General features: G+C 36.6%; 20 protein-coding genes. 16 read left to right on the forward strand and 4 right to left on the reverse strand.

Features of this window, described 5'->3' with window-relative positions:
• Positions 1–2 precede the first annotated feature (2 nt).
• Both AC04QZ_RS03065 and AC04QZ_RS03070 read left to right on the forward strand, forming a co-directional pair.
• Positions 3–155: a hypothetical protein gene (locus AC04QZ_RS03065; RefSeq protein WP_478356534.1), complete on the forward strand. Its 153-nt coding sequence runs from the start codon at positions 3–5 to the stop codon at positions 153–155.
• Between the two features lie 24 nt (positions 156–179).
• Complete coding sequence (locus tag AC04QZ_RS03070) at positions 180–986, forward strand: mechanosensitive ion channel family protein (RefSeq protein ID WP_478356535.1); 807 nt, start codon at positions 180–182, stop codon at positions 984–986.
• 4 nt (positions 987–990) lie between these two features.
• Here AC04QZ_RS03070 and AC04QZ_RS03075 read toward each other — a convergent pair whose 3' ends face one another.
• Positions 991–1,359 carry a response regulator transcription factor gene (locus AC04QZ_RS03075; protein ID WP_478356536.1) on the reverse strand — a complete coding sequence of 123 codons (369 nt, stop codon included), beginning with the start codon at positions 1,357–1,359 and terminating at the stop codon, positions 991–993.
• Between the two features lie 143 nt (positions 1,360–1,502).
• On the opposite strand from AC04QZ_RS03075, the gene AC04QZ_RS03080 reads away from it, so the two are divergent.
• The 4 genes from AC04QZ_RS03080 to AC04QZ_RS03095 all read left to right on the forward strand — a co-directional run bounded on the left by AC04QZ_RS03080 (position 1,503) and on the right by AC04QZ_RS03095 (position 5,159).
• A complete protein-coding gene (locus tag AC04QZ_RS03080; protein WP_478356537.1) occupies positions 1,503–3,716 on the forward strand; it encodes an ATP-binding protein in 2,214 nt (737 codons plus the stop codon).
• 1 nt (position 3,717) lies between these two features.
• The gene (locus AC04QZ_RS03085) at positions 3,718–4,137 is read left to right on the forward strand and encodes a response regulator (protein ID WP_086546218.1); all 420 of its coding nucleotides are present in this window, start codon (positions 3,718–3,720) and stop codon (positions 4,135–4,137) included.
• 75 nt (positions 4,138–4,212) lie between these two features.
• Positions 4,213–4,797, forward strand: coding sequence for a biliverdin-producing heme oxygenase (locus AC04QZ_RS03090; RefSeq protein WP_478356538.1), 585 nt, complete (start codon positions 4,213–4,215; stop codon positions 4,795–4,797).
• Positions 4,798–4,979: 182 nt separating this feature from the next.
• The gene (locus tag AC04QZ_RS03095; protein ID WP_010602585.1) at positions 4,980–5,159 is read left to right on the forward strand and encodes a hypothetical protein; all 180 of its coding nucleotides are present in this window, start codon (positions 4,980–4,982) and stop codon (positions 5,157–5,159) included.
• A 301-nt stretch (positions 5,160–5,460) separates the two neighbouring features.
• Here AC04QZ_RS03095 and AC04QZ_RS03100 read toward each other — a convergent pair whose 3' ends face one another.
• Together AC04QZ_RS03100 and AC04QZ_RS03105 are read right to left on the reverse strand one after the other, a co-directional pair.
• Positions 5,461–6,501, reverse strand: coding sequence for an HmuY family protein (locus AC04QZ_RS03100; RefSeq protein ID WP_478356539.1), 1,041 nt, complete (start codon positions 6,499–6,501; stop codon positions 5,461–5,463).
• A gap of 25 nt (positions 6,502–6,526) precedes the next feature.
• Entirely contained in the window at positions 6,527–8,599 is a 2,073-nt protein-coding gene (locus AC04QZ_RS03105) for a TonB-dependent receptor plug domain-containing protein (RefSeq protein ID WP_478356540.1), read from the reverse strand.
• 188 nt (positions 8,600–8,787) lie between these two features.
• Here AC04QZ_RS03105 and AC04QZ_RS03110 point away from each other — a divergent pair, with 188 nt between their 5' ends.
• Positions 8,788–9,720: a helix-turn-helix transcriptional regulator gene (locus tag AC04QZ_RS03110; protein WP_478356541.1), complete on the forward strand. Its 933-nt coding sequence runs from the start codon at positions 8,788–8,790 to the stop codon at positions 9,718–9,720.
• Between the two features lie 21 nt (positions 9,721–9,741).
• Here the strand turns inward: AC04QZ_RS03110 and AC04QZ_RS03115 are convergent, their stop codons facing one another.
• Positions 9,742–10,758 carry a LacI family DNA-binding transcriptional regulator gene (locus tag AC04QZ_RS03115; RefSeq protein ID WP_086546230.1) on the reverse strand — a complete coding sequence of 339 codons (1,017 nt, stop codon included), beginning with the start codon at positions 10,756–10,758 and terminating at the stop codon, positions 9,742–9,744.
• 672 nt (positions 10,759–11,430) lie between these two features.
• On the opposite strand from AC04QZ_RS03115, the gene AC04QZ_RS03120 reads away from it, so the two are divergent.
• The 9 genes from AC04QZ_RS03120 to AC04QZ_RS03160 all read left to right on the forward strand — a co-directional run bounded on the left by AC04QZ_RS03120 (position 11,431) and on the right by AC04QZ_RS03160 (position 22,540).
• Positions 11,431–12,018 carry an RNA polymerase sigma factor gene (locus AC04QZ_RS03120; RefSeq protein ID WP_478356542.1) on the forward strand — a complete coding sequence of 196 codons (588 nt, stop codon included), beginning with the start codon at positions 11,431–11,433 and terminating at the stop codon, positions 12,016–12,018.
• Positions 12,019–12,153: 135 nt separating this feature from the next.
• Positions 12,154–13,308: a FecR family protein gene (locus tag AC04QZ_RS03125; protein WP_478356543.1), complete on the forward strand. Its 1,155-nt coding sequence runs from the start codon at positions 12,154–12,156 to the stop codon at positions 13,306–13,308.
• Between the two features lie 211 nt (positions 13,309–13,519).
• The gene (locus AC04QZ_RS03130) at positions 13,520–16,891 is read left to right on the forward strand and encodes a SusC/RagA family TonB-linked outer membrane protein (protein WP_478356544.1); all 3,372 of its coding nucleotides are present in this window, start codon (positions 13,520–13,522) and stop codon (positions 16,889–16,891) included.
• 27 nt (positions 16,892–16,918) lie between these two features.
• Complete coding sequence (locus tag AC04QZ_RS03135; RefSeq protein WP_478356545.1) at positions 16,919–18,475, forward strand: SusD/RagB family nutrient-binding outer membrane lipoprotein; 1,557 nt, start codon at positions 16,919–16,921, stop codon at positions 18,473–18,475.
• 147 nt (positions 18,476–18,622) lie between these two features.
• A complete protein-coding gene (locus tag AC04QZ_RS03140; protein ID WP_478356546.1) occupies positions 18,623–19,717 on the forward strand; it encodes an MBL fold metallo-hydrolase in 1,095 nt (364 codons plus the stop codon).
• Positions 19,718–19,768: 51 nt separating this feature from the next.
• Positions 19,769–20,131 carry a hypothetical protein gene (locus AC04QZ_RS03145; RefSeq protein WP_478356547.1) on the forward strand — a complete coding sequence of 121 codons (363 nt, stop codon included), beginning with the start codon at positions 19,769–19,771 and terminating at the stop codon, positions 20,129–20,131.
• Between the two features lie 53 nt (positions 20,132–20,184).
• On the forward strand, positions 20,185–20,967 hold the full coding sequence (locus AC04QZ_RS03150; RefSeq protein WP_478356548.1) for a hypothetical protein: 783 nt from the start codon (positions 20,185–20,187) through the stop codon (positions 20,965–20,967).
• A complete protein-coding gene (gene miaA, locus AC04QZ_RS03155) occupies positions 20,967–21,896 on the forward strand; it encodes a tRNA (adenosine(37)-N6)-dimethylallyltransferase MiaA (RefSeq protein WP_478356549.1) in 930 nt (309 codons plus the stop codon). The genes AC04QZ_RS03150 and miaA overlap by 1 nt, the downstream gene beginning before the upstream one ends.
• Before the next feature lie 119 nt (positions 21,897–22,015).
• A complete protein-coding gene (locus tag AC04QZ_RS03160; RefSeq protein ID WP_478356550.1) occupies positions 22,016–22,540 on the forward strand; it encodes a hypothetical protein in 525 nt (174 codons plus the stop codon).
• Positions 22,541–22,568: the final 28 nt, after the last annotated feature.

The following is a 22,568-nucleotide window of genomic DNA, read 5'->3' on the forward strand; positions in this document are numbered from 1 at the left end:
TCATGAAAAATTCTAAAACAGCGGAAGAAAGTAGCAAGGCTACCGCACCGAAAAATGCAAAAGCTAAAGGCGCTGATGATCAAGTAACATCAGCCAAAGATGCAAAGAAAGTAAGTGTAAGTAAAGATGCACCTGTGAAACATAAAAAGCCGTAATCAGTAGAAGATATTCCTTAGTTTATGAAGATTGATGCCAGTAATATTGACCATTTTTATGATAAAGCCTACGATTGGATAATTGATAAAGGACCGTCTGTAATTTTAGGCATAGCGCTGCTTATTTTAGGGCTTTGGCTAATTAAGTTATTAGGAAAGTGGATGCAGGGAGGTATGCACCGCAAAGATGTAAATCCATCACTGCGGCCATTTCTAACCAGTTTAATGCTGATTACCTTAAGAATCTTGTTGGTGCTTACCGTGATGCAGATTATTGGCATTCAACTTACTTTTTTAACCGTATTAATTGGTGGTATTGGGGTTGCTGCAGGCTTAGCTTTATCAGGTACTCTGCAAAATTTTGCCAGTGGTGTATTGATTTTACTGCTGAAACCTTTTGTGGTAGGCGATAATATTATTGCCCAAAGTCAGGAAGGAACCGTAACATCGATCCAGATATTTTATACCATTGTTAAAACTTTCGATAATCGAACGGTAGTTATTCCAAATGGCAAATTATCAAACGAAGTGATTATCAATATCAGCAGAGAAGGCAGCAGAAGGTTAGATCTTGAAATGAAATTTAGTTATGGCATCGATTATGAAAAGATTGTAACGGTTTTCAATAAAACGGTCGATGAATTTAAAGATTGCCTCAAAACACCGGAAAGGAGAATTGGAGTGTCTGCTTTAGAGGATAGTGGATTTAAAGTAAGCTTAAATGTTTGGGTTAAAGCACATGGTTTTACCGATACTAAACTTTCTTTTTTAGAAGTACTGATGAAAAACCTAAAACTTGGAGGAATAAAATTACCTGGTATGGCCGATTAAAAATCTATTTTCTCAGCAATGCATAAATCTTATCCATTAGTTCGTCGATGTTAAAAGGCTTAGACATAAAATCATCTGCTTCTATTCCATCTAATGAATAATTGTTCGCATTATAACGGGCAGAAATCATTAAAACGGGAATATGCTGTGTCGTTGCGGTATCTTTAAGTTCTTTTAAAAGTACCCTTCCATCAGCGTCAGGGAGCATAATATCCATGATAATCACATCCGGATTGAATTGATGAACATGGTTAATAAAATCAGCACCTTTGTTTAATCCATCCACATTAAAAGCTTCGCTTTCTAAAATAAGGGTTATAACATCTAAGATTGCGTGGTTATCTTCAATAACCAAAATATTTTTCTTTGCCAAAGTTGGGATGATTTTAAAAATTCAAACAAATATATAATAAAAAACAAATCTCAAATCCGAATTTAGCAAATTAGAGTCATTCTAAAAATAGGCTTAAAATTTGTTAATTCGTGAAATAAAATACGCTGCAATATCAAATACATATGACTAAATTTTCTGTAGACTTAACCAATTGCGATAAAGAGCCCATTCATATTCCTGGTAAGATTCAATCTCATGGCTTTCTGGTAGCAGTTGATAAGAATAGCCTATCCATTACCTACATTAGTGAAAATGCAGGCCTTTTTTTGGCAGCGCAAGCCACAAGCTTATTAAACAAACCTCTTCCGGTTTTAAATCATTTTATTAAACAACAAGATCCGGCTTTTAATATCGAAGACCTGCTTAAACTGGGTATTATCCGGAAAAGCTTTGATGCCATTAGTCCCCATCCTGTTGAAATTAACGGCCTTCCTTTTTATTTGATTATTTCTTCATCAAAAAACGACTGGTTAATAGAATTTGAACCCGTAACCTTACAATTCGATATTCAAAGTTCCATTGGTCGTTCTGCCTCATCTATGCTTCAGGGGAAAAATGTTTCAGCATTATTAAAAGGTGCTGCCCTGGAAGTAAAAAAGTTAATCAATTACGATCGGATTATGATCTATAAATTTTTAGATGATGGTCATGGCGAAGTGGTAGCGGAAGAGAAAGAAGCCGATTTAGAACCATTTTTTGGATTACATTACCCGGCATCTGATATTCCTAAACAGGCAAGAGAACTTTATAAACTAAATTTAACCAGGTTAATTGCCGATGTAAATGTGCCAGATTCGCCAATTCTTACTTTTAAAGAAAACGAAGCACTCGATTTAACTAATGGCAGTTTACGAGCGGTATCGCCCATACATATTCAATACCTCAAAAATATGGGTGTGCATTCGAGTTTCAGCATATCCCTCATCTCTCATGGCGAATTATGGGGTTTAATTGCCTGCCATAACTATAGCCCTAAATTTATTGATTATAAAGCCAGAGAAGGCGCTAAGTTAATCGGACAGATTCTTTCTTCAGCATTAGAATATCGCCAGGAAGAAGAAGATGCAGAGGTTATTGAACAATTTAAAAGTACGGCTAATGTTCTGGTCGAACATTTAAATCGTGACAAGTATTTAGTTGAGGCCATAACCGGCCACAAAAGAACCATTTTAGATGCAACCAAAGCTTTGGGGGTGGCCATCATTTTCGAAAATGAACTTAAAACCATTGGAAATGTGCCATCAGAAGAAGAAATACTGGAACTTTCCGAATGGTTGAAAACCACCAGTGATGAATCGATATATTATACGCATCGATTATCTGAAATCCATTCTCCGGCTAAAAAATATAAGTCAATTGCCTCTGGAATTCTTTCCTGTATATTAAATAAAGAACTGGGCGAAATGATTATCTGGTTTAAACCCGAAATCATTACTACTGTAAATTGGGCCGGAAACCCCGAAAAACCGGTAGTTCCTTCTGAAAATGGCTTGCTAAACCTATCTCCCCGGAAATCATTCGAAATCTGGTCGCAGGTAGTTAATAATACTTCAGAAAAGTGGATGGCTGAAGAAATCGCCTCAGTTTTAAGAATACGCGAAATTATTATTACCGATATTAATAAAAAGGCTAATGAAATCAGATTGCTTAACGAAAAACTGCAGGCCGCTTATGAAGAACTGGATACATTCAGCTATACCATTTCGCACGATTTAAGGACTCCGTTAACTTCGATCAAAACTTATGCGGAGCTTATGCTTAAGAATAAGAGTATTGATGAAAATGGCCGAAAAATGCTAAGCAGGATTTTAACAGGCGCGGATAAAATGAATTTCTTAATAAAAGAGATCCTAAATTTAGCAAGAGTGGGGCGTTCTGAAATAAATTTTGAAACAGTTGAGGTAGAATCTTTGTTAAAAGAAATAAAGAGCGAAGTGTGGTCGGCCTTTAAAGCAGATCATACCGAGTTGGTTTTAGGTCAACTACCTAATATAAAAGGAGATAAAACCATGATCAGTCAGGTTTTTACCAACCTGATTGGTAATGCAGTAAAATACTCGGCCATGGTAGATAAACCTAAAATTGAGGTTTCTGCGTATATAGATGGAGGAGAAATTATCTACGCAGTTAAAGATAATGGGATAGGAATTGACAACCGTTATTACGACCGGGTTTTTGAACTTTTTAAACGGATGGATAATGTTAAGGATATAGAAGGCACAGGAGTGGGCTTAGCAATTGTAAAAAGGGTTGTAGAAAAACACAGTGGCAGGGTTTGGTTTGAAAGTAAGTTAAATGTAGGATCAACTTTTTTTGTAGCTTTTAAAAACAGATAAAATGAAAACACCAGATATATTTTATGTAGAGGATGATGTAGACTATGCATTTTTTATGCAAAGTGCATTACAAGAGGTTAAGGATACCTTGAATTTAACTATTGTTGAAGATGGGACAGAAGCATTACAGAAACTTCAGAAGTTTGCTGAAAGTAAAACCAAGCCTAAACTAATTCTGCTTGATTTGAATTTGCCGGGCTTGTCTGGACTCGACCTGTTAAAATTTATCAGGGATATTCCTTATCTGAAAACGATACCTGTAATCTTGTTTTCTACATCTGATAATCCTGACGATGTTAAGGCATCGATAGAATTTGGCGCCAATGCTTACCTTACCAAACCTGATGGTTATGAAAACCTGGTTAAATGCGTACATTCGGTACACGATTTCTGGTTTAACCAACACCTTAGGTTAAATTAAAATGCTATAAAATAATAGGAAGAGATTCGGGTATTAAATCCGAATCTTTTCTTTTTAATAATTAAATTTCCTTTTATGATTGCCAATTTATTGAGAACTGAAACTGCAGAGAACCATAAAACATTAGAATCCTTAATGTTTGTTAATGAGATTATGAACAATTCTTTAAGCGTTGATCAGTATAAAAAGCTGTTAACCATTAATTATATTATTCACCAGAAATTAGAGAATACGCTTGCGAATAGGTTAGATACAAATATTGCTGAGCAACTGGAAATGAAGGATAGGTTAAAGCTCGCGGCATTAGAACAAGACTTAAATTATTGGAATATAGATAGTTTAACATTACCAGGTTTAGATTTTGAATTGTTTGTTCCAGAAAAAAATACTGCTGAAGTTTTAGGCGCACTTTATGTGTTAGAAGGGGCTACATTGGGCGGAAATGTAATTAAAAGGCATATTCTAGCCAATCCCAATTTTAAAGATCACGAAGATGGCTTAAATTATTACGGCGTTTATGGCGAAGAACTGGGTGCAAAATGGAAAAAATTTGTCTCTATAATAAACCAGGTGGTTGATGAGGTGGATTATAAACGCTGTATAAATAGCGCCAACTTAACCTTCAATAACCTGATCAACTTATCGAAACAACTCAATTAAGTTGCCGGATTTTGATCGTAAAATCTGAAAAAATACCTCTATAATAGTGCCAGGGCATTTTTTTGATTGTGTAAATGTGCAAAACTTCTTTCAAATAAATATTTGCTTTCTGTTGTTAATTCAAGGTAAATATGTATTATTGAAAAAATAAATTTTTTAAACCTTAAAAACATCAATTAGCGATGGAAAAATTCTCAAAAGTTAAAGCTGCTGTTGCTGCTATTGAAGCAGATGTAGAAAAATTTTATAATGCTGGCAATGCAGCTGCTGGTACTCGTGTGCGTAAAGCAATGCAAGATCTTAAAGTTTTAGCACAAGAAATCCGTGCAGAAGTAACTGACAAGAAAAACTCTGGAAAATAATATTTCGCGAGTAAGAAACAAAAAGGGTTCTGGTATGCCAGGGCCCTTTTTGCGTTTATGGTGTTAGCCAGTCTTATGAAGTCTACGGGCGCTTTGTTGCTGAGGCTTCATTAAGTCTCAGGAAGCAGCGCAATTGTCGCCCTGCACTTGTTTCAGGTCTTAATGAGCTATCATAGATGCTTAAATAAATTCAGCCTGACGCCAATAAACGCATTATTCCTATAAAAGATAAAGCTCCCCATCGCGGAGAGCCTTTATCCAACTAACAAAACATATTTTTTTCAGGTAAGCTTAGCTTACATTATCCTTTTTTTACCAGTTTATATTCGATTACGGGTTTACCACGCTCACCACCATCACCAGAAATGTAACTGTTGAATTTCAGTTTATAGTAATTACCTGCAGCATCTTTAATGATATAACAAAGATCGCCTTTAACTGCACCGCCTGTACCAGCCTGGCTTGGCGAAGTTCTCCAGGTTGTTCCAATTACGTCTTTTACTGATTGAAAAGTAAGACCAGCCAAATCAGCTGCTGTAAATGTTGCGTAAGCATCCTTTTTTGCTACCATTGCCGCACTCGCACCACCTAAGTTATTGATCGAAACAAAATCCTGAACCCAATAAGGCGAGCCTAAACCAGAATTGAAAGTACTGTAACTCCATGAAATATCCCAGGCACTTTTTGCTGGTTCGGCCTGTACAATTTTATTGTTTTCTAATGAAACAAAAACCAGGTTATAATCGGCACTTTTAGGTACATCCAAAGTTTTTATTACCGTTTCATTTAAACGGGCATACTGAATTTTATAACCAGTACCATTACGGGTAACCTTTAGCTTAAACCATTTCTCTTTATCCTTATTTCCTTCGTAGCTTAACAGGTAGACTTTGTTTTCAGCTTCGGTAGCGCTTACTTCAGCAAAAGCCGTTTTGGTGATGTTCCCATCCCAATAATCAACTAACGATACGGTAAGTGGATCCAGGATATCATGATTTAAATTAACTGTAGTTCCCGGATCTGCCAGGGTAACAGCTGTGATATCGGTTTTAGATGTTGCCGTTGCTGTAGTCTGGTATGAAGGATTAAGAACCACCCTGAATTTACTATCCGAGGTTAACCCGATATTGAAGCTTTTTCGCTCTGCAGAAGTTTGTTTATCAGCGCTAAAGTCTACATACACAATGTTGGTATAATTCGATTCTGCTGTCTTACCACTAAGCGTTAAAGTACTTCCATCAGAAGGAGGAGCAACAAAAACAGGTTCTTCTGTATTCTTTTTACAAGCCGTAAAGGTTACCGCTAAAAAAGCGACAGCGATCATTGAGTTAAGTTTATTCATCTTTTTATAATTATGTTGTTTATTGTTAAAGTTTATTCCAGTTATAGGTTAGGCCAAGCACATAAGATCTGCCATAACTGTATGGAACATCACCACCTGTACTATGTGCGCCCCCAGTTGCTGTTGAGGTATTGCTAAGTTGTGTGACATTAAAGAGGTTTTTAATGCCCGCATTAATGGTTAGGGATTTAAACAGGTTTTTGTTCAGCATTAAATCTGCAGTATGGAAATCGCCAATTTTCGTCAGTTTTACGGAGCTGGGATCATTTTCTACAGTAAGTTTATAACTTGGTAAGCGCCCTGTATATTTATAAAACAGGCTGATACTTCCGTTTATATCAGGAAATGTATAGGTTATATTTGAATTTACTTCTGTAGCCCATGCAAATTCTGGCGTATCCAAATCTGGATTACTGACTCTTAAATCATTATACCGACCGATGTAAGATATCCCAAGGGTAGCCTGAAGGTTTTTATAAATCAGGGTATTATCTAATGTACCACCAGTTGTTTTATACTTGTCAACATTAAATAACGAGGTAATAGAATTATCGGCTGGGGATTGAGCAAAATTAATCCTGTTTTTAAACAGATTATAGAAGCCCGATAGGGTAGAACGGAACTGCAGCTCTTTTTGATGTAAACCTGCCCAGGCCAAAGAGCCATTAAAACTGTTGGATTCTTCCGCTTTTAAATTGGGATTGCCTAAAATGTTATGACTGGCATCTACAAAATCGTAATACAACTCCCTCAGGGCAGGAGAACGAAAACCTTTTGCATAAGCCAGGCGCAGGTCTAAATCTTTTGTTAAAGTAAGTTTGGTGTTTAATGATGGAATTACCGGAGGGGCATCGTAAATAGAGTTTTTGATAAACCTCAATCCAGGCCTTACACTTATTCCATCAGTAAGTTTAATCTCGGCAGAAATAAACGCTGCGTAATCATTAATTACAGGTGATCCGCTAATTCTTTGCCCACTGGCGGCATCTCTATTGTATTCTATTCCTGGTTGAAATGAAACTGAATTATTTAGCGCATAAATTGCAGTTGCCCTAAAAATGGTGGAATTAAATTTGGCTGTATCTTGCTCCCCTTTATCACCACTCAATCGCTCTGTATTGTTTGTAAAGTTATGGATAACGGTATGCGTAGCGCGTTTTAAATCGGTGTAGCCTGCTATAGCTGTAATTTGCAATTTGTTATTTATTCTCCATTCAGATTGTAATTGCTGGGTATAACGTTTAGTGGTATAGGTAGCCAGCTTGCCTTCAAAGCTGGATGGATTTATCCCAAAACGTGAATCAATATCTTCCTTCAGCCCATCTAAGCGGTACCATATATTAAAGTTTTGATTTCTATAACCGATTTTGGTGTTGCCCAGCCATTGCGCTTTGGGTTTCCATTGATTTTTATAGGTACTAAACTCATCTAAAAATGCTGTCTTCGGAGCCATATTCCAGCCACCAAACTCGTTATGCGATGCACCAAGTAATACGCTCCAGCCTTTTTTCTGCCAGCTAACGCTTAAATTCTGGTTATGCTGGCCTGCGCCATTAAGTAAGTCATACTCATTCCCGGCAGTTTCTTCCTGTACACGTGCATTAACACTTAACAATTGTTTTCCTGGATTTTTGGTTATGATATTAATTACCCCCGCAAGCGCATCGGTGCCATACACAACAGACATCGGACCTTCAACAATTTCTATCCTTTCAATGGTGTTAATGTCAATTTGATTTAAACTTTCGCGGGCATCCGATCGGTCAACCATCGGTACACCATCCAGTAAAATTTTAATATTTCGGCCTGTCATTCCCATTAAAGAAACATCTGTTGTGCCTAAGGTTAAATCGTTGCTAAAGCGAAAACCGAGTTCGGTATTCAAAATTTGCTGCACATTGGTTGCTGCTCTTAATTTAATCCGCGCTGCACTTATTGTTTTTACATTGTATACCGAATTCCGCAAAGTTTGCGGTCCGTACTGCCCTGTAATCACCACATCTTTTAAATCATTTGCCTTTGTAGTATCAACTTTAATTTCTTGAGCCACAGTAACAAATCCACAAAGCGATAAGGCAATTGATAAATATATCTTCATTTATTTAGACTAATTATAAATAATTGTGCAAATTTGTAGATAATCACAAAAAACAGATAACGTTAAACGGATAATTAATACCGTAAAACGGATTAAATGAATATGGACCATCATGATTTTCCGATCACACTATTAGGATGTATGAAATCATGATAGCCTTATCACATTTTAAGAAACAGTATAAATAGATGGAAATTAAACTATCAACCTTTCAAAAAGAAGATATTATTTATAAAAACTCCTATCCTGATAACTTTGATAGCCTTAAGGATATAGATGAGACGACTGTAGCGTTAGAAAGGGATGATGTAAAATACCACATAAAGGAACAGTGGTTTAGGGGAATCCACATTAGCCTTATTGAGGTCCATCCTCATCATGAAGAAAATTTTCACTTTGAATCTTCTCAGCCACATATTGGCTTTCTGTTTTGTCTGAGCGGTGCAGTCAATTATGGTTATGATCAACAAAATGATTTTTTATCACTGAATAAAGAGGAGCAGGATTTTAATATAGGAAGTGTTAATGCAATCAGCTTTAATATAACAGCGAAAACCAGGTTCCTTTATATACAACTCACTGAACAATATTTTTTTCAGGTCACAGGTGGAAAGTCTACTATGGATACCAAAACTGCCATCCAAAAACCCATTAGCACTGAAATCGGCTTGATACTGCAGCAAATTATATACCCTAAGCACGAGGGGAGGATAAAGCGCCTGTTTCTGGAAGCCAGGATATTTGAATTGATTATTGCCTATTTTAATCAAAAACCGGAAAAACAAACCCTCATTTTAAAAAAGGAAGATGTAGAAAAAATTCTCCTGGCCAAAAAGTTGGTTGAGTATGATTTGCAGCATCCGAATTCATTAATGGAGCTATCGCGCAAGGTTGGTATTAACGATTATAAGCTTAAAAGGGGCTTTAAGGAATTAATTGGTCATACCGTATTTGGATATCTCTATAAAATCAGGATGGAAAAGGCCCATTATTTTCTTTCTAAGGAAAAGAAAACGGTTAATGAGGTTGCTTTTCTTGTCGGTTATAAAAACGCACAACATTTTATCACTGCTTTTAAAAAACAGTACCATATTTTACCGGGAAGTTTAAACAAAAGCTAGAAATTTAGCGCAAACGTTTGTTTATTCTTTTACCTCGTTCACAATCAAATCAGACTCTACAATGGTGTTGTAATAAGCCTGGTTCTCAGAATTAGGGCTATGAATAAGGTCTAACAGAATATTTGCGGCTTTTTGTCCCTGTAAATAAGGATATTGCTCTACTGACGCTACAGGCGAATTATCCAAGTAGCTGATAATCGGTAGATTTGCATAACTCACCACGTCAAAATCATTGATTACATTCAGTTTTTTGAAATATTTAATCAGGAAAAGCGCTACATAATCGTTAAAGGCTACAATTGCCGTAGGTTTACGCTTATGATTTAGAAATTGCTCAGCAGCGTCGATAGTGCCTTCCTCAGTTAAATCACAGTTCACCACCAGCGATGGGTCAAATTTTAAGCGGTTGAAAGTAATGGCCTGCATATAGCCATCCTTACGTTCCTCACTCGCATATAAAGTACTTGGGCCATTAATCATGCCTATGCTTCTGTGTCCTTTTTTCAAAAGATAGTTCACAGCCTTAACGGTTGCACTCTCCAGGCTGCAAGCTACATAATGTACGTTTTTAAAAGGAGGAATCCGATCAAAAAATACGACAGGTATATTGAATGAATTGAGTTTCTCGAAATGATCAAACTTTGAAGTGTCTTTACTGATGGATACCAATAAACCATCAACGCGTTGATTTTTCATTTTTTCAACGAGCTTTACTTCCTGCTCATAATTATCGTGCGACTGGGCAAAAATAACTGTATAGTTTTTTTTAATGGCTTCGTCTTCAATTGCAGAAATGGCTATGGAGAAAAAGTGTTCTGATAGTTCAGGTAAAATTACGCCAATAGTATATGTTTTTCCTTTTTGAAAAAGAATTGCCGCATTATTAGGCTCATAGTTTAGAGACTTTGCCAGCTGCTTAATTTTCTCCCTCGTTACCGCTCCAATGCTCGGATGATCGTGCAATCCCCTGGAAACACTGGATGGAGAAATGTTTAAGATTCTGGCTATTTCTTTGATGGTTGTTGGTTTCGACTGCATTCTGAGTGCTAAACTACATTAAATTTCTTCAATATGTAATAATACAAAATTAATCAAACGTTTGCGTTGTTTTTTTTCCTCATTTCTTTTCTCTGCTATATAAATATCAATACTTTCGGAAAAACTAATAACGCTGCGTTCTAAAAAATAATAATAGAAAAATTATAAATAGAAAGCAATTTTAACCCCTTAAAAAACAAAATTGATATACTATCATAAAGGCACACCCCAATGATTAACACAAGTACCCCTCAATTTGGAGGGGTATTTAAACAAAAAGACGAGAAGTGTTCGTACCACTCCTCGCCAAATTGGGTTATTTTCCTGCAAGCAGGCACAAAAGTTATCTAAGCTATATGTTTAACCCTTCTCCAAAGGTATAAAATTTACGCATTTTTTAACAGCCTATTTATTCCTCACAATTGTAAAATACTTTATATTTTAGCGCAGTTTAACCAAATAGATAACAACATTAAAACGGATAGTTGAATGGCGTATATTTCGCCTAGCAACAATAAATCGTTTATTAAAAAAGGCATCCCTTTAATTTTAGCAAGTTTTACTTTACATAAATGATATTAAATATTTTATTAAATTTAACATTAGGTTAATAAAGGAAGTTCTTTCTTTGGCATTCTTAAAAACCTTAATAGTCATTCCCTAATTGTGCATATGTACGAAGAATTAGAAAGTAATTTTTTTCTTATTGTAAAATTGAACAAAACCAAAGCATTCGGCTTGGTGTTCGATGCATATTGGAATGCACTTTACAAACAGGCCTACAAAAAAGTCCATTGCAGTGATCTTGCGCAAGACCTCGTGCAGGATGTATTTGTTAGTCTATGGGATAAAATAGAGCTTTTAGATGCCGAACGTAGTGTATTGGCTTATCTTTTTGCCATTCTCCGCAACAAAATTTTAAAACTTTACGAAAAAGATGAGGTTCGTTTAAGGTATGCCTTAAGTGTAACCTCAAGTACAAGCCCATCTGATGTACATTCGCAAAACAGTCTCCTCGAGAAAGAGCTAAAAGCCATTATTGATGTAGAAGTAGCCCGGATGCCCATCCGGATGAAAGAAATTTATATGCTGAAAAAGGAAGATGATCTTTCTATCAGGCAAATAGCCGAAGAGTTATCGTTGTCAGAACAAACGGTAAAAAACCAGCTCCAAATGGCCTATCAACGTTTACGTATCAAGGTTAAAAATTACGATTCTTCTTTGGCCTTACTGGCATTGTTTGTTGCTAAACATTTATAACAGCATTTTTTGTAACGGGTGCAAATTAATGTGTCCGGCTATAAAAGGCCATTCCCAAAAAATAATTTAAAAAAAACAACAAATCGTATGGTACTTTTTGCCGCGTAACCGTATAAACTTATAAAAGCAACTATTTTGAATACCGACCACATTAAACATTTAATAGAAAAGTATAATAATCAGACCGCTACATCAGATGAAAAAATGATAGTAGAACGATGGTATGAGCGTATAGATGGCGCTGAGTTAGCTGAAAATGAATTTAATAAAGAAAAGGTCAAAAAGGAGATTTTCCAAAATATTACTTCAAGAATTGATCATCATAAGGTTCAGCAAGAGCCGAAGAAACTTAAGCTGTTTTATACCTTATTTTTTAAAGCTGCTATTATCATCATGGTTTTACTTGCCGGAGTTTATGTGTACTTAAAGCAAACAAACCGAGATCTTCTTGTTGCGTCATTCGAGCCTAAAAAAAACAAAATAATTCCGGGTGGGAATAATGCGGTGTTGTTATTAGCTGACGGATCGCAGATTATTTTAAACAAAGCTTCGGATGGTCAAATTGCAGATCAGCCCGGCGTTAAAGTCGTAAAAACCAAAAGTGGTGAATTGATTTATCGCTTTGCGGGAAACATAAAACCTGAGTCTACCGCTATTAATACCGTAATAACGCCGCGTGGTGGCCAATACCATCTGGTTTTGGTTGATGGAACAGAAGTATGGTTAAATGCGGGTTCTTCTATTAAATTTCCAACAACATTCACTGGTACCAATCGCAGAGTGGACATAACCGGAGAGGTCTATTTTGAAGTGGCTAAAAATAAGGCCAAGCCTTTCATAGTAGGTACCAATCAATCGGAAATAAAGGTTTTGGGTACGCACTTTAATATAAACGCCTATGATGATGAAGAATATCAGCGAACTACATTGCTCGAAGGTAGTGTTGAAATTAAAAGTGGCAAACAAAAAACACGTTTAACACCCGGTCAACAAGCAATTATTAAAGAAAAAACTGAAGGGATTAAAATTGAGAAAATAGAAGATCTTGAAGCAATAATCGCATGGAAAAACGGATATTTTCAATTCGAAAAGGCTGATCTCAAATCAGTAATGCGCCTGGTTTCGCGCTGGTATGATACCAAAGTTAATTATAACGGTAATATACCAACAAAAGAGTATACCGGAAAAATACCTCGAAACGTAAATGTATCCAAACTGATTGAAATGCTTGCTTATACGGGTATCCATTGCAAAGTAGAAAACAACCAGATTACTGTAAATCAAAAATAAACAACCAAACCAAATAAATAAACCAAAAATATATGAAGATATAATACACAAAGAAAAGACCATTCAAATTAATTTTCTCTGAACAAGAGGGCAGAAGTGTTCGTACCATTTTCCGTCATCGTTTTAGAGATAAACTTTTCTCTGCAGATGAATCTGCAGCAGAACACCATAAGTTATCTAAGCTATAATGTTTTAAACCCCAAATTCAATCATGAATTTAATTACATTCTTAAGCACCGTATTTAAGATGCGGTGTAAACCTGCACAATTAATATTGGTGATGAAGCTAACCACAATATTTTTATTAGTGAGCCTCTGTCAAGTAAGCGCAAGTGTTTACAGCCAGAACATCACATTGAAACAAAAAAATGTTCCAATGGATGTAATATTTAAATCGATAGAGAAACAGAGCGCATATGTTTTTCTGTACGATAATTTAGAGCTTCAAAATATTCAGAAAATAAGTATTGACGTAAAAAACATACCTATCGATCAGGTATTGGACCTTTGTTTTAAAAATCAACCATTGAGTTATAAGATTTTTGATAAAACAATCGTATTGCGCAAAAAGACTGGTGAGTTTACCTATAAGTCGGTATTTGAAACCATTACCGGAAAAGTAACCGACGAAACCGGGCAACCAATTATTGGCGCGAGTATTTTGGTTAAAGGAACAAAAGTAGGTGCTACAACTGATGCAAATGGTGCATTCTCTTTAACTGCATCAGCAGGTTCAACTTTGGTCGTATCCTATATTGGGTATATTTCAAGAGAAGTTAATATAGACAATGCTAAAAATTACACGATTACTTTACAACCTGCATTAACCGAGTTAACTGATGTAGTAGTTACTGCTTTAGGGATAAAACGTTCCGAAAAATCGTTGGGTTATGCGGTACAAAAAGTGGCCGGTAAAGATTTACAAACTGTTAAAGGTGTAGATGTGGCTACCTCATTAACCGGTAGGGTTTCTGGTTTGGTAATTAAAAATTCAACAGAATTTAACGCCAGGCCAACCATCGAGTTACGCGGCGAAACTGCATTATTAGTAATTGATGGTGTGCCTTATGGCAACCTGACACTAAGGGATATTCCTACCGATGATATTGAAAGTATGGATATACTTAAAGGCCCAACGGCATCGGCATTGTATGGTTCAAGGGCATCCGGCGGTGTACTTTTAATTACCACCAAAAAAGGTGCTGCAGGCAAAGGTCTTTCAATTGATGTAAATAGCAACACCATGACTTCGCTAGGTTATCTGGCTATTCCAGAAGTACAGAGTTCTTACGGCCGTGGTCAAAATGGGGTAATCGACAATGATTATGTTTGGGGACCAAAGCTCGATGCAGGTATAAGGGCCAGGGATTGGAACCCGGTTACCAAGCAGTTTGAAGATAATATGCTTTTAGAATCAAAGGGCAAGGATAATTTAAAGAACTTCATGTCAAACGGCCTTATTTTAAACAATAACATAAGCATTGCGCAATCTGGCGAAAATGGAAGTTTCAGGATTGGTTTGAACGACATCTATAATAAAGGGCAGTTTCCGAATCAAAACTTAAATATGGTAAACCTAACCATGTCTGGCGAAATGAAGTTGAGTGACAAATTTAAACTCGAAGGCCATATGGGCATAAGCCGTCGCTGGGCCGATCAGATTTGGGGTGGTGGGTACAATAACCAGGGCTACCTTTATCAATTGGTAATGTGGACAGGTACTGAATATGATATTCGCGACTATCAGGATTATTGGAAGGTACCCAATAAAACACAAAACTGGATATACACCAACTGGTATGATAACCCTTATTTAATTGCTTACGAAAAGTTAAATGGCATCCAAACCAATACCATGAACGCCAATGTAACCGCTAACTATCAAATTAGTAGCGATTTTAACTTATTGGTACGTTTAGGTTATGACAATTACAATAACAAAACAACTTTCCGTAATCCAACAGCAAATATTTTTTCTACCCGTGGTGGCGCAGTAAATGAAAGTGGCTGGAATGCGAAAGGAATGTATTCTATTGATGATTCAAAAGGTTTCAGTACAAACGATGATGTGATTCTAAGTTATAAAAAGAAACTGAACAAGTTTTCTATAGATGCTTTGGCAGGTGGAACAGTTTACTATTATGTTGACGAAAGTTTAAAAGGAACAACAAAAAATGGACTAATTTCACCAACCTTCTATTCTCTGGCAGGATCGGTAGAACCACCAACGGTTTCTCAGTTTTATGGCACCAGACAAATCAATAGTTTATATGGAAGAGCCTCAGTTGGTTATAACGACGCCATTTTCATTGATTTTACAGGAAGAAACGACTGGAACTCTGCACAACCGAAAGAATCACGGTCTTATTTCTATCCTTCAGTGGGTTCGAGTATCGTGGTATCTGAGCTCGTTAAACTTCCAAAGGTAATCGACATGTTCAAAATCCGCGGTTCATGGGCGGTATTTAAAACCGCACTTGGGGTATATGCAAACAACAGAACTTACAGTACAACCACTGCTGCCTGGAATACTTTAAATTCAGCAAGTTACCCTGCTTCATTGTTAGGTAATAGCTTGCTTCCTAGTTCTCAGCGAACATACGAAGTTGGTGCTGCAGGTTACTTATTTAAAAAAAGACTGCATTTTGATGTAGCATACTTTAATAAATATTATTACGACCAACAGGTCAGTACAGCTATTCCATCTTCATCTGGTTTCACATCTACCTTAGTGAACACGCAAGAAACTTACGAAAGAAGAGGACTTGAAATTACCGTCGATGGTTCAGTAATCAAAAACAAAAATTTCGAATGGTATTCAACCATCAACTGGTCTAATCAGCACCGCTACTATGTAAATCTGGATCCGGTATATTCTGCAGATAATTTATGGGTAAAGAAGGGTGAAAGATTGGATACTTACACCGATAATTATTGGGTCAAAGATCCTGAGGGTAATGTAATTCACGAAAGTGGTTATCCGGTATGGAGCGATTATGTTAAAAAATTAGGATATGGTGATCCTGATTTCAGTTTTGGCTTTATCAACAATTTTAATTATAAAAACTGGTCGCTGGGACTAAACATTGACGGACGCATAGGCGGCTTAATGTACAACTATATTTACGACAAAATGTTCGACTCTGGAACAGCACCTGAAACCGATAACATTTACCGTTATAACCAGGTAGTGCTTGGGCAGAATAATTATGTAGGGCAAGGTGTTAAAGTGGTATCAGGCACGGTTACTTACGATAAATATGGACAAATTACCAGTGATACCCGTAAGTATGCGGTAAATGATGTGCCAATAGGCTATCAGGATTATGCGCAATGGTACAGAGGTGGCGATAACAGAGTTCAGAATGAATCATTTATCAAGCTCCGTGAAATTTCGCTGGGTTACCGTTTAACCTCAAAAACGGCAACTAAATTAGGACTAAAGGGCGCATCTTTTTCTTTAACAGGACAGAACCTATTTATGTGGACGAATTTCAAATATTCAGATCCTGATGTAGATACAGAAAATCTGAACTCACCATCAATGAGAATGGTAGGTTTTAACATTAAAGTAGGATTCTAATTATTTATTGTTTTTAAAGCGCATTTTATGAAAAGTAATTTTTTAAAATATACCTTATTATTACCTGCCTTGGTACTGATAAGCAATGGCTGTAAAAAGTTTGACGCCATTAATACCAATCCGAATGCAACTACCCAGGTAAATTCGGCCATGCTGGCTACCAGTATGATATTAAATATCACCAGAGGTGATATCAGCAGCACCAAATCTTTTATGCAACCATTTTTACTGGGCAAATATTTAACCTGGGGAGAAGGACAGGAAAACTTTCAGTACAACAAAATAAGCCGTACCGATTTTAGTAGAATAGCCCTATTGCGTAATGTTACGCCAATGGAAAATTATGCAACCGATGATAAACTTAAAAAATCATATCAGGCATTAGGACACTTTATTAGGGCATGGCAGTTTTTTATGACAACCATGCAGGTAGGCGATATTCCATATACCGAAGCTGTAAAAGGAGAGTCGGATGCCATTTTACAACCTAAATATGATACTCAAAAAACAGTCTTTTTAGGTATATTAAACGAATTAGATCAGGCCAATACCTTATTCGCAGCTGGTTCTAATTTTGAAGGCGATCCTATTTTTGCAGGCAATACCGATAAATGGAGAAGATTGGTGAATAGTTTTGAGTTGCATGTGCTCATTAATCTCTATAAAAAAACAGGCGATGCCGATCTAAAGGTAATTGAACGTTTTAAGGATATTGTAAGCAACCGACCGTTAATGAGAGATTATAACGATAATTTCGCACTCGCTTATAACGCTACAGCTGGTCAAAATTATCCATGGAGTGATGTTCCGGCCGGATCTGGCAATTCATTTGTAAAATCTAATTATACGATGTTAACGAATGTATTGTTAGAACCATTAAAAGCAACAAATGACAAGAGATTGTTCTATTATGCCAAACCATCTCCAGTTAAAATTACCGCAGGTGTTTCGCAGTCTGATATTGCGGCCTACCCAAGTATAGAGCCTTCTGATTCATTTTCAAGTTTGCAGACCAGAAGGGTAAATAAAGATTATACCGATATCAATATCAGATACGTAAACCTGGTGAATGCCGAACCTGTAGGCGTTTTTAACTATTGGGACCTGCAGTTTATTCTGGCAGAAGCAACTATACGCGGTTGGATAACAGGTACTACAGCACAAACTTATTATGCTAATGGGATTACTAATTCTATGAAGTTCATTGCACAGTATACACCTGATCTTTCTGATTATCATCATAACATGAAAATGGATGCAGCGTATATTGATGCTTTCCCGGCCACTGTTGCTTTAACAGGTAGTAGCGAACAGCAGATTGCACAAGTTATTACGCAAAAATATTTAGCTGGTTTTTTACAGGGCAATAAATACCAGGCATGGTTTGAGAATAGAAGAACAGGATACCCGGTATTTAAACTTAATTCTTCAACCAACCTAAACTCGCCTTCAACAAACTTTCCTTTAAGATGGTTATATCCATCAAATGAACTGAGTTACAATTCGGCTAATCTATCTCTTGCGGTTGCAAGTCAGTATGGGGGCAGCGACGATGTAAATCAAGCAATGTGGTTACTAAAATAACGCGGTATCATTCTCAATTAAAAGTCCTTCAATTTTAGAAGGACTTTTTTTATTTTTCTTTGTCTGAAGTAATCCATACGTCATATATCCAATTCCGGCTTCATTTTTAAAATCATATTCCTACTTTGGTTATTATTAATTTTATAAATGATAGCTGTATACATTTTACTTTTTATCGTAATCGCCTTTCTGATTATAACAAACCTTCCGGTATTTGGCCGTTTGCCTAAGGGATTACGACTGGAAAAAATCCACCACCTCGCTAATTATCGTGATGGTGCCTTACAAAATCAGTCGATAACCTTAATGCAACCTGAGGGTGTTAGCTTTTTTAAGGTTTTAAACGCATTTCTTTTCGAAAAACATCCTAATAAGGCTCCGGATAAAACTCTTCCTTTTATTTCACCTAACTTAAACGGAAAGGCTAAAAGCGATGTTCCTGAAATTATCTGGTTTGGACACTCATCTTACCTGATCAAAGTAGAAGGATTAAGAATTCTGGTCGATCCTGTTTTTAGCAAAACGCCATCTCCATTTTCATTTATCGGCAGTAAAGCTTTTTTGGGCACAGATGTGGTTAAAGCGGAAGAATTTAAAGATATCGATATCCTGGTTATCACACACGATCATTACGATCACCTGGATTATAATAGTATTTTAAAAATTGCGCCACAGGTGAAATCTATTGTTACTTCACTGGGCGTGGGATCACACCTCGAAAGATGGGGAATCAAAACAGAAAAGATCAATGAACTTGGCTGGAATGAATCGCTAATATTGTTTGACAGCCTGCAGTTAACAGCTGTTCCTGCCAGACATTTTACCGGGAGGAAGTTTAAAAGGAATCAGACCCTTTGGTCGGCATTTGTGCTGAAAACTGCAAATTATAAACTATTTCTGGGAGGCGATTCTGGTTACGATGCACACTTCGCCAAAATAGGTGAGGAGTTTGGTCCTTTCGATTTAGCCCTGCTCGAATGCGGGCAATACAATGCTTATTGGCCGTACATTCATATGTTCCCCGAAGAAACCGTGCAGGCCGCCATCGATTTAAAAGCAAAAGTTTTAATGCCCGTGCATTGGGGCAAATTTAGCCTGGCCATGCACCCCTGGAACGAACCCATTAAAAGAGTGGTTCTAGCTGCAGCAGCAAAGCAGCTTTCTTTGGTTACCCCAAAATTGGGTGAAACCATCATTTTAGATGAATATTTGCCCACAGAAAACTGGTGGCTTGAAGAATAAAACTAAACAATAATGGTATTGTAGTGTTTAATTCTAAAATCGAATACCATTATGAAAACTGATCTTGTTGAAATTTTTCAGACCATTAGAGCTGGAATGCAGCCTTACGCTACTCGTGGATATACGGTACACGAAAATTCGGAGAACGGCTATGATCTTTACAGCGAAAAAAATATAGCATTAAACGGCGAAAAAGTAACTGAGCGCTTTTTTACAGGCGTTTACATTAATGGGGATATCGTAGAAGTTAAAATCAATACTGATGAATTTTCTACAACAAATCATAATTTAAGTGATTTTGGTCAAAATAAGGCAGGCTTGCAAATTTCTGCTCTTGATGATTCTAAATTAAAAGAAGTTGAAACTTTAGTCGAAATTATCCATACTAACTTTAAAGAAAAAGAGTGGATTTAACAATCTGATGGTTAAATTTGCAGTTGATAACTTTTCTAATAACCTTCTGCTGATTGAATAATTTAACTTCTGATGGTAACTGGCATCATCAATTATGTATAGCGCTTGCTCATCACAAAATTGAGTGTTTTTTTTCTTTCGAAGATCAATTTCGATTATTACAGATTGATCATCAATTGGTGATTCACCTGGTAGATTTAAACAATAAATTCAACCCGCAAGATCTCCTGGAGCTTCAGGAAAAATATCTCCACGAAGGCATTAAACTTATTCATCTTTGGGAAGACCTCTGGCAATCAAAACCAAATCAGGTTTTAGCGAGAATAAAATCTTTGCTTGGCAAAAACATCCGTATTCACGGTAGAAAAACCAAAGTATCTAAAATTACCAAACCAGTTTCCGATTCTTTTTTAATTGAAAATCACTTACAGGGATCAGTCAGTAGCCGCTATAAAATTGGTTTATTTGAAAAAAATGAACTTGTGGCAGTTGCTACTTTTTCGGCATTGCGCAAAATGAATCATACCGAAAATTACAGATCGGCAGAATTGATCAGGTTTGCTGTTAAAGCTGGTTATTCTATTACAGGAGGATTAAGTAAACTGATTTCCTTTTTTGCGGAAACCTATAAACCTAATGACCTGATGACTTATGCAGATCGCGATTGGTCGGCAGGAGGAGCTTATATCAAATTAGGTTTTAAGCAAACAGCAATGCTGGAACCTCAGGTTTATGTTCTGGATGAAAATCTAAATCGTCAGCTTAAAAAAGACCATCAGGTTTTAGCAACCGAGGTGTTTAACACAGGAAGTTTAAAGTTTATTCTCAAGTTTTAATGGATCAGCACAATCTCATCATCATTTTAGGCGCAACGGCATCGGGCAAAACGAAACTGGCGGTAAGCGTAGCGGAAGCTTTAAATGGAGAAATTATCAGTGCGGATAGCCGCCAGATATTTAAACGAATGGATATCGGTACCGGCAAAGATTTGCAGGAATACCACATTAACGGCAAAACCATTCCTTATCATTTAATCGATATTTTAGAACCTGGCGAACGTTATCACGTAGACGCTTTTAAAAACGATTTCTACCAGGCCTTTGCATCTATAACAGCAAAAGGCAAAATCCCCATTCTTTGCGGCGGAACTGGAATGTACATCCATAGCCTTTTGCAAAGTCAAACTTTTACGGCTGTTCCCATAAATCAACAACTTAGGGATCAGCTAAATCTATTTTCTAAAGAAGAGTTGATTTCAAAATTACATGATGATAAAAGCCAGAACAGCGATCATGTTGATCTGTCCTCAAAAAAGAGATTAATCCGTGCCTTAGAAATAGCAGATTATTTGAAGCATAATAAGCTGGAAACTGTAGAGCGGCCCAAAATTAAACCCATTATTTTTGGCCTTAAGAATGAAGTAGAAGTAACCAGGGCCAAAATTCTAAGGAGACTGGATGAAAGATTCAAAGCAGGTTTAATCGATGAGGTAGTGCAATTGCTTAAGGATGGTATTAGTAAAGAAATATTGGTTTTCTACGGACTGGAATATAAATTCATCGTTAATTACCTCGATGGCCTATTCATTTTTGAAGAATTAAGGCTAAAGCTCGGCATTGCTATTTGCCAATATGCCAAACGGCAAAATACATTTTTCAGGAAAATGGAAAAGGACAGTGTTGAGATCATCTGGCTTGATGCATCAGCACCGGTAAACCATTTACAACAGCTGATTCTCCAAAAAGTTTCAGTTATCCAAAATTAACTTTTATTGGTCATCAAAACGTTTGATTATAGCCAAAATAGCATCAAAAATGCCCTTTTGGCACAACCTTTGTGTTTGTTGAAACATATTAGTTTAACTCAAAAACAATAACCTTAAAAATGAAAACAATTACTAAAATTATTGCTACTTCAGCAGCTGTCGTGGCACTTTTCTTTTCTACAAATGCTAACGCGCAATCTTCTCAAAAATTAGGAATAGGAATTATTGGTGGTATACCTACTAGTGACGGATACAATGTAGCACTTGGTGCAGATTTACGTTATCAGTTTGATATCGATAAACAATTATCAATTCCAGTAACTGCTGGTTATACTCGTTTCCTGGCTAAAGATATCACTGTAGGTAATGTTACGGTTGATGGAGTAGACTTTGGATATATTCCTGTAAAAGCTGGTGTGAAATACTTTTTTGATGCATCAGGTTCTGGAATTTATGGTTTAGCAGAACTGGGTGCTGGTTTCGGTACAAACGAAGGTAGCAAAACTTCTTTTGTGTATTCACCAGCTGTTGGTTACGCCTGGAGTAATGGTTTAGATTTAGGTCTGAAATATGAAGGTTTAGCTCAGAATGGAACTAGCACAGGATATGTTGGTTTACGTTTAGCATACGGATTTAACCTGTAAGGTTAATCAGAGATGATCTTGAAAGCCC

The sequence above is a fragment of the Pedobacter folensis genome (genome assembly GCF_056490665.1).

Bases quoted from the DNA above. Each gene is read 5' to 3' on its own strand.
- AC04QZ_RS03095 (WP_010602585.1), top strand. From the start codon at position 4,980: ATGGAAAAATTCTCAAAAGTTAAAGCTGCTGTTGCTGCTATTGAAGCA.
- AC04QZ_RS03130 (WP_478356544.1), top strand. From the start codon at position 13,520: ATGAATTTAATTACATTCTTAAGCACCGTATTTAAGATGCGGTGTAAA.
- AC04QZ_RS03140 (WP_478356546.1), top strand. From the start codon at position 18,623: ATGATAGCTGTATACATTTTACTTTTTATCGTAATCGCCTTTCTGATT.
- AC04QZ_RS03105 (WP_478356540.1), bottom strand. From the start codon at position 8,599: ATGAAGATATATTTATCAATTGCCTTATCGCTTTGTGGATTTGTTACT.
- AC04QZ_RS03145 (WP_478356547.1), top strand. From the start codon at position 19,769: ATGAAAACTGATCTTGTTGAAATTTTTCAGACCATTAGAGCTGGAATG.
- AC04QZ_RS03070 (WP_478356535.1), top strand. From the start codon at position 180: ATGAAGATTGATGCCAGTAATATTGACCATTTTTATGATAAAGCCTAC.
- AC04QZ_RS03080 (WP_478356537.1), top strand. From the start codon at position 1,503: ATGACTAAATTTTCTGTAGACTTAACCAATTGCGATAAAGAGCCCATT.
- AC04QZ_RS03135 (WP_478356545.1), top strand. From the start codon at position 16,919: ATGAAAAGTAATTTTTTAAAATATACCTTATTATTACCTGCCTTGGTA.
- miaA (WP_478356549.1), top strand. From the start codon at position 20,967: ATGGATCAGCACAATCTCATCATCATTTTAGGCGCAACGGCATCGGGC.
- AC04QZ_RS03115 (WP_086546230.1), bottom strand. From the start codon at position 10,758: ATGCAGTCGAAACCAACAACCATCAAAGAAATAGCCAGAATCTTAAAC.
- AC04QZ_RS03160 (WP_478356550.1), top strand. From the start codon at position 22,016: ATGAAAACAATTACTAAAATTATTGCTACTTCAGCAGCTGTCGTGGCA.
- AC04QZ_RS03120 (WP_478356542.1), top strand. From the start codon at position 11,431: ATGTACGAAGAATTAGAAAGTAATTTTTTTCTTATTGTAAAATTGAAC.
- AC04QZ_RS03065 (WP_478356534.1), top strand. From the start codon at position 3: ATGAAAAATTCTAAAACAGCGGAAGAAAGTAGCAAGGCTACCGCACCG.
- AC04QZ_RS03110 (WP_478356541.1), top strand. From the start codon at position 8,788: ATGGAAATTAAACTATCAACCTTTCAAAAAGAAGATATTATTTATAAA.
- AC04QZ_RS03090 (WP_478356538.1), top strand. From the start codon at position 4,213: ATGATTGCCAATTTATTGAGAACTGAAACTGCAGAGAACCATAAAACA.
- AC04QZ_RS03085 (WP_086546218.1), top strand. From the start codon at position 3,718: ATGAAAACACCAGATATATTTTATGTAGAGGATGATGTAGACTATGCA.
- AC04QZ_RS03100 (WP_478356539.1), bottom strand. From the start codon at position 6,501: ATGAATAAACTTAACTCAATGATCGCTGTCGCTTTTTTAGCGGTAACC.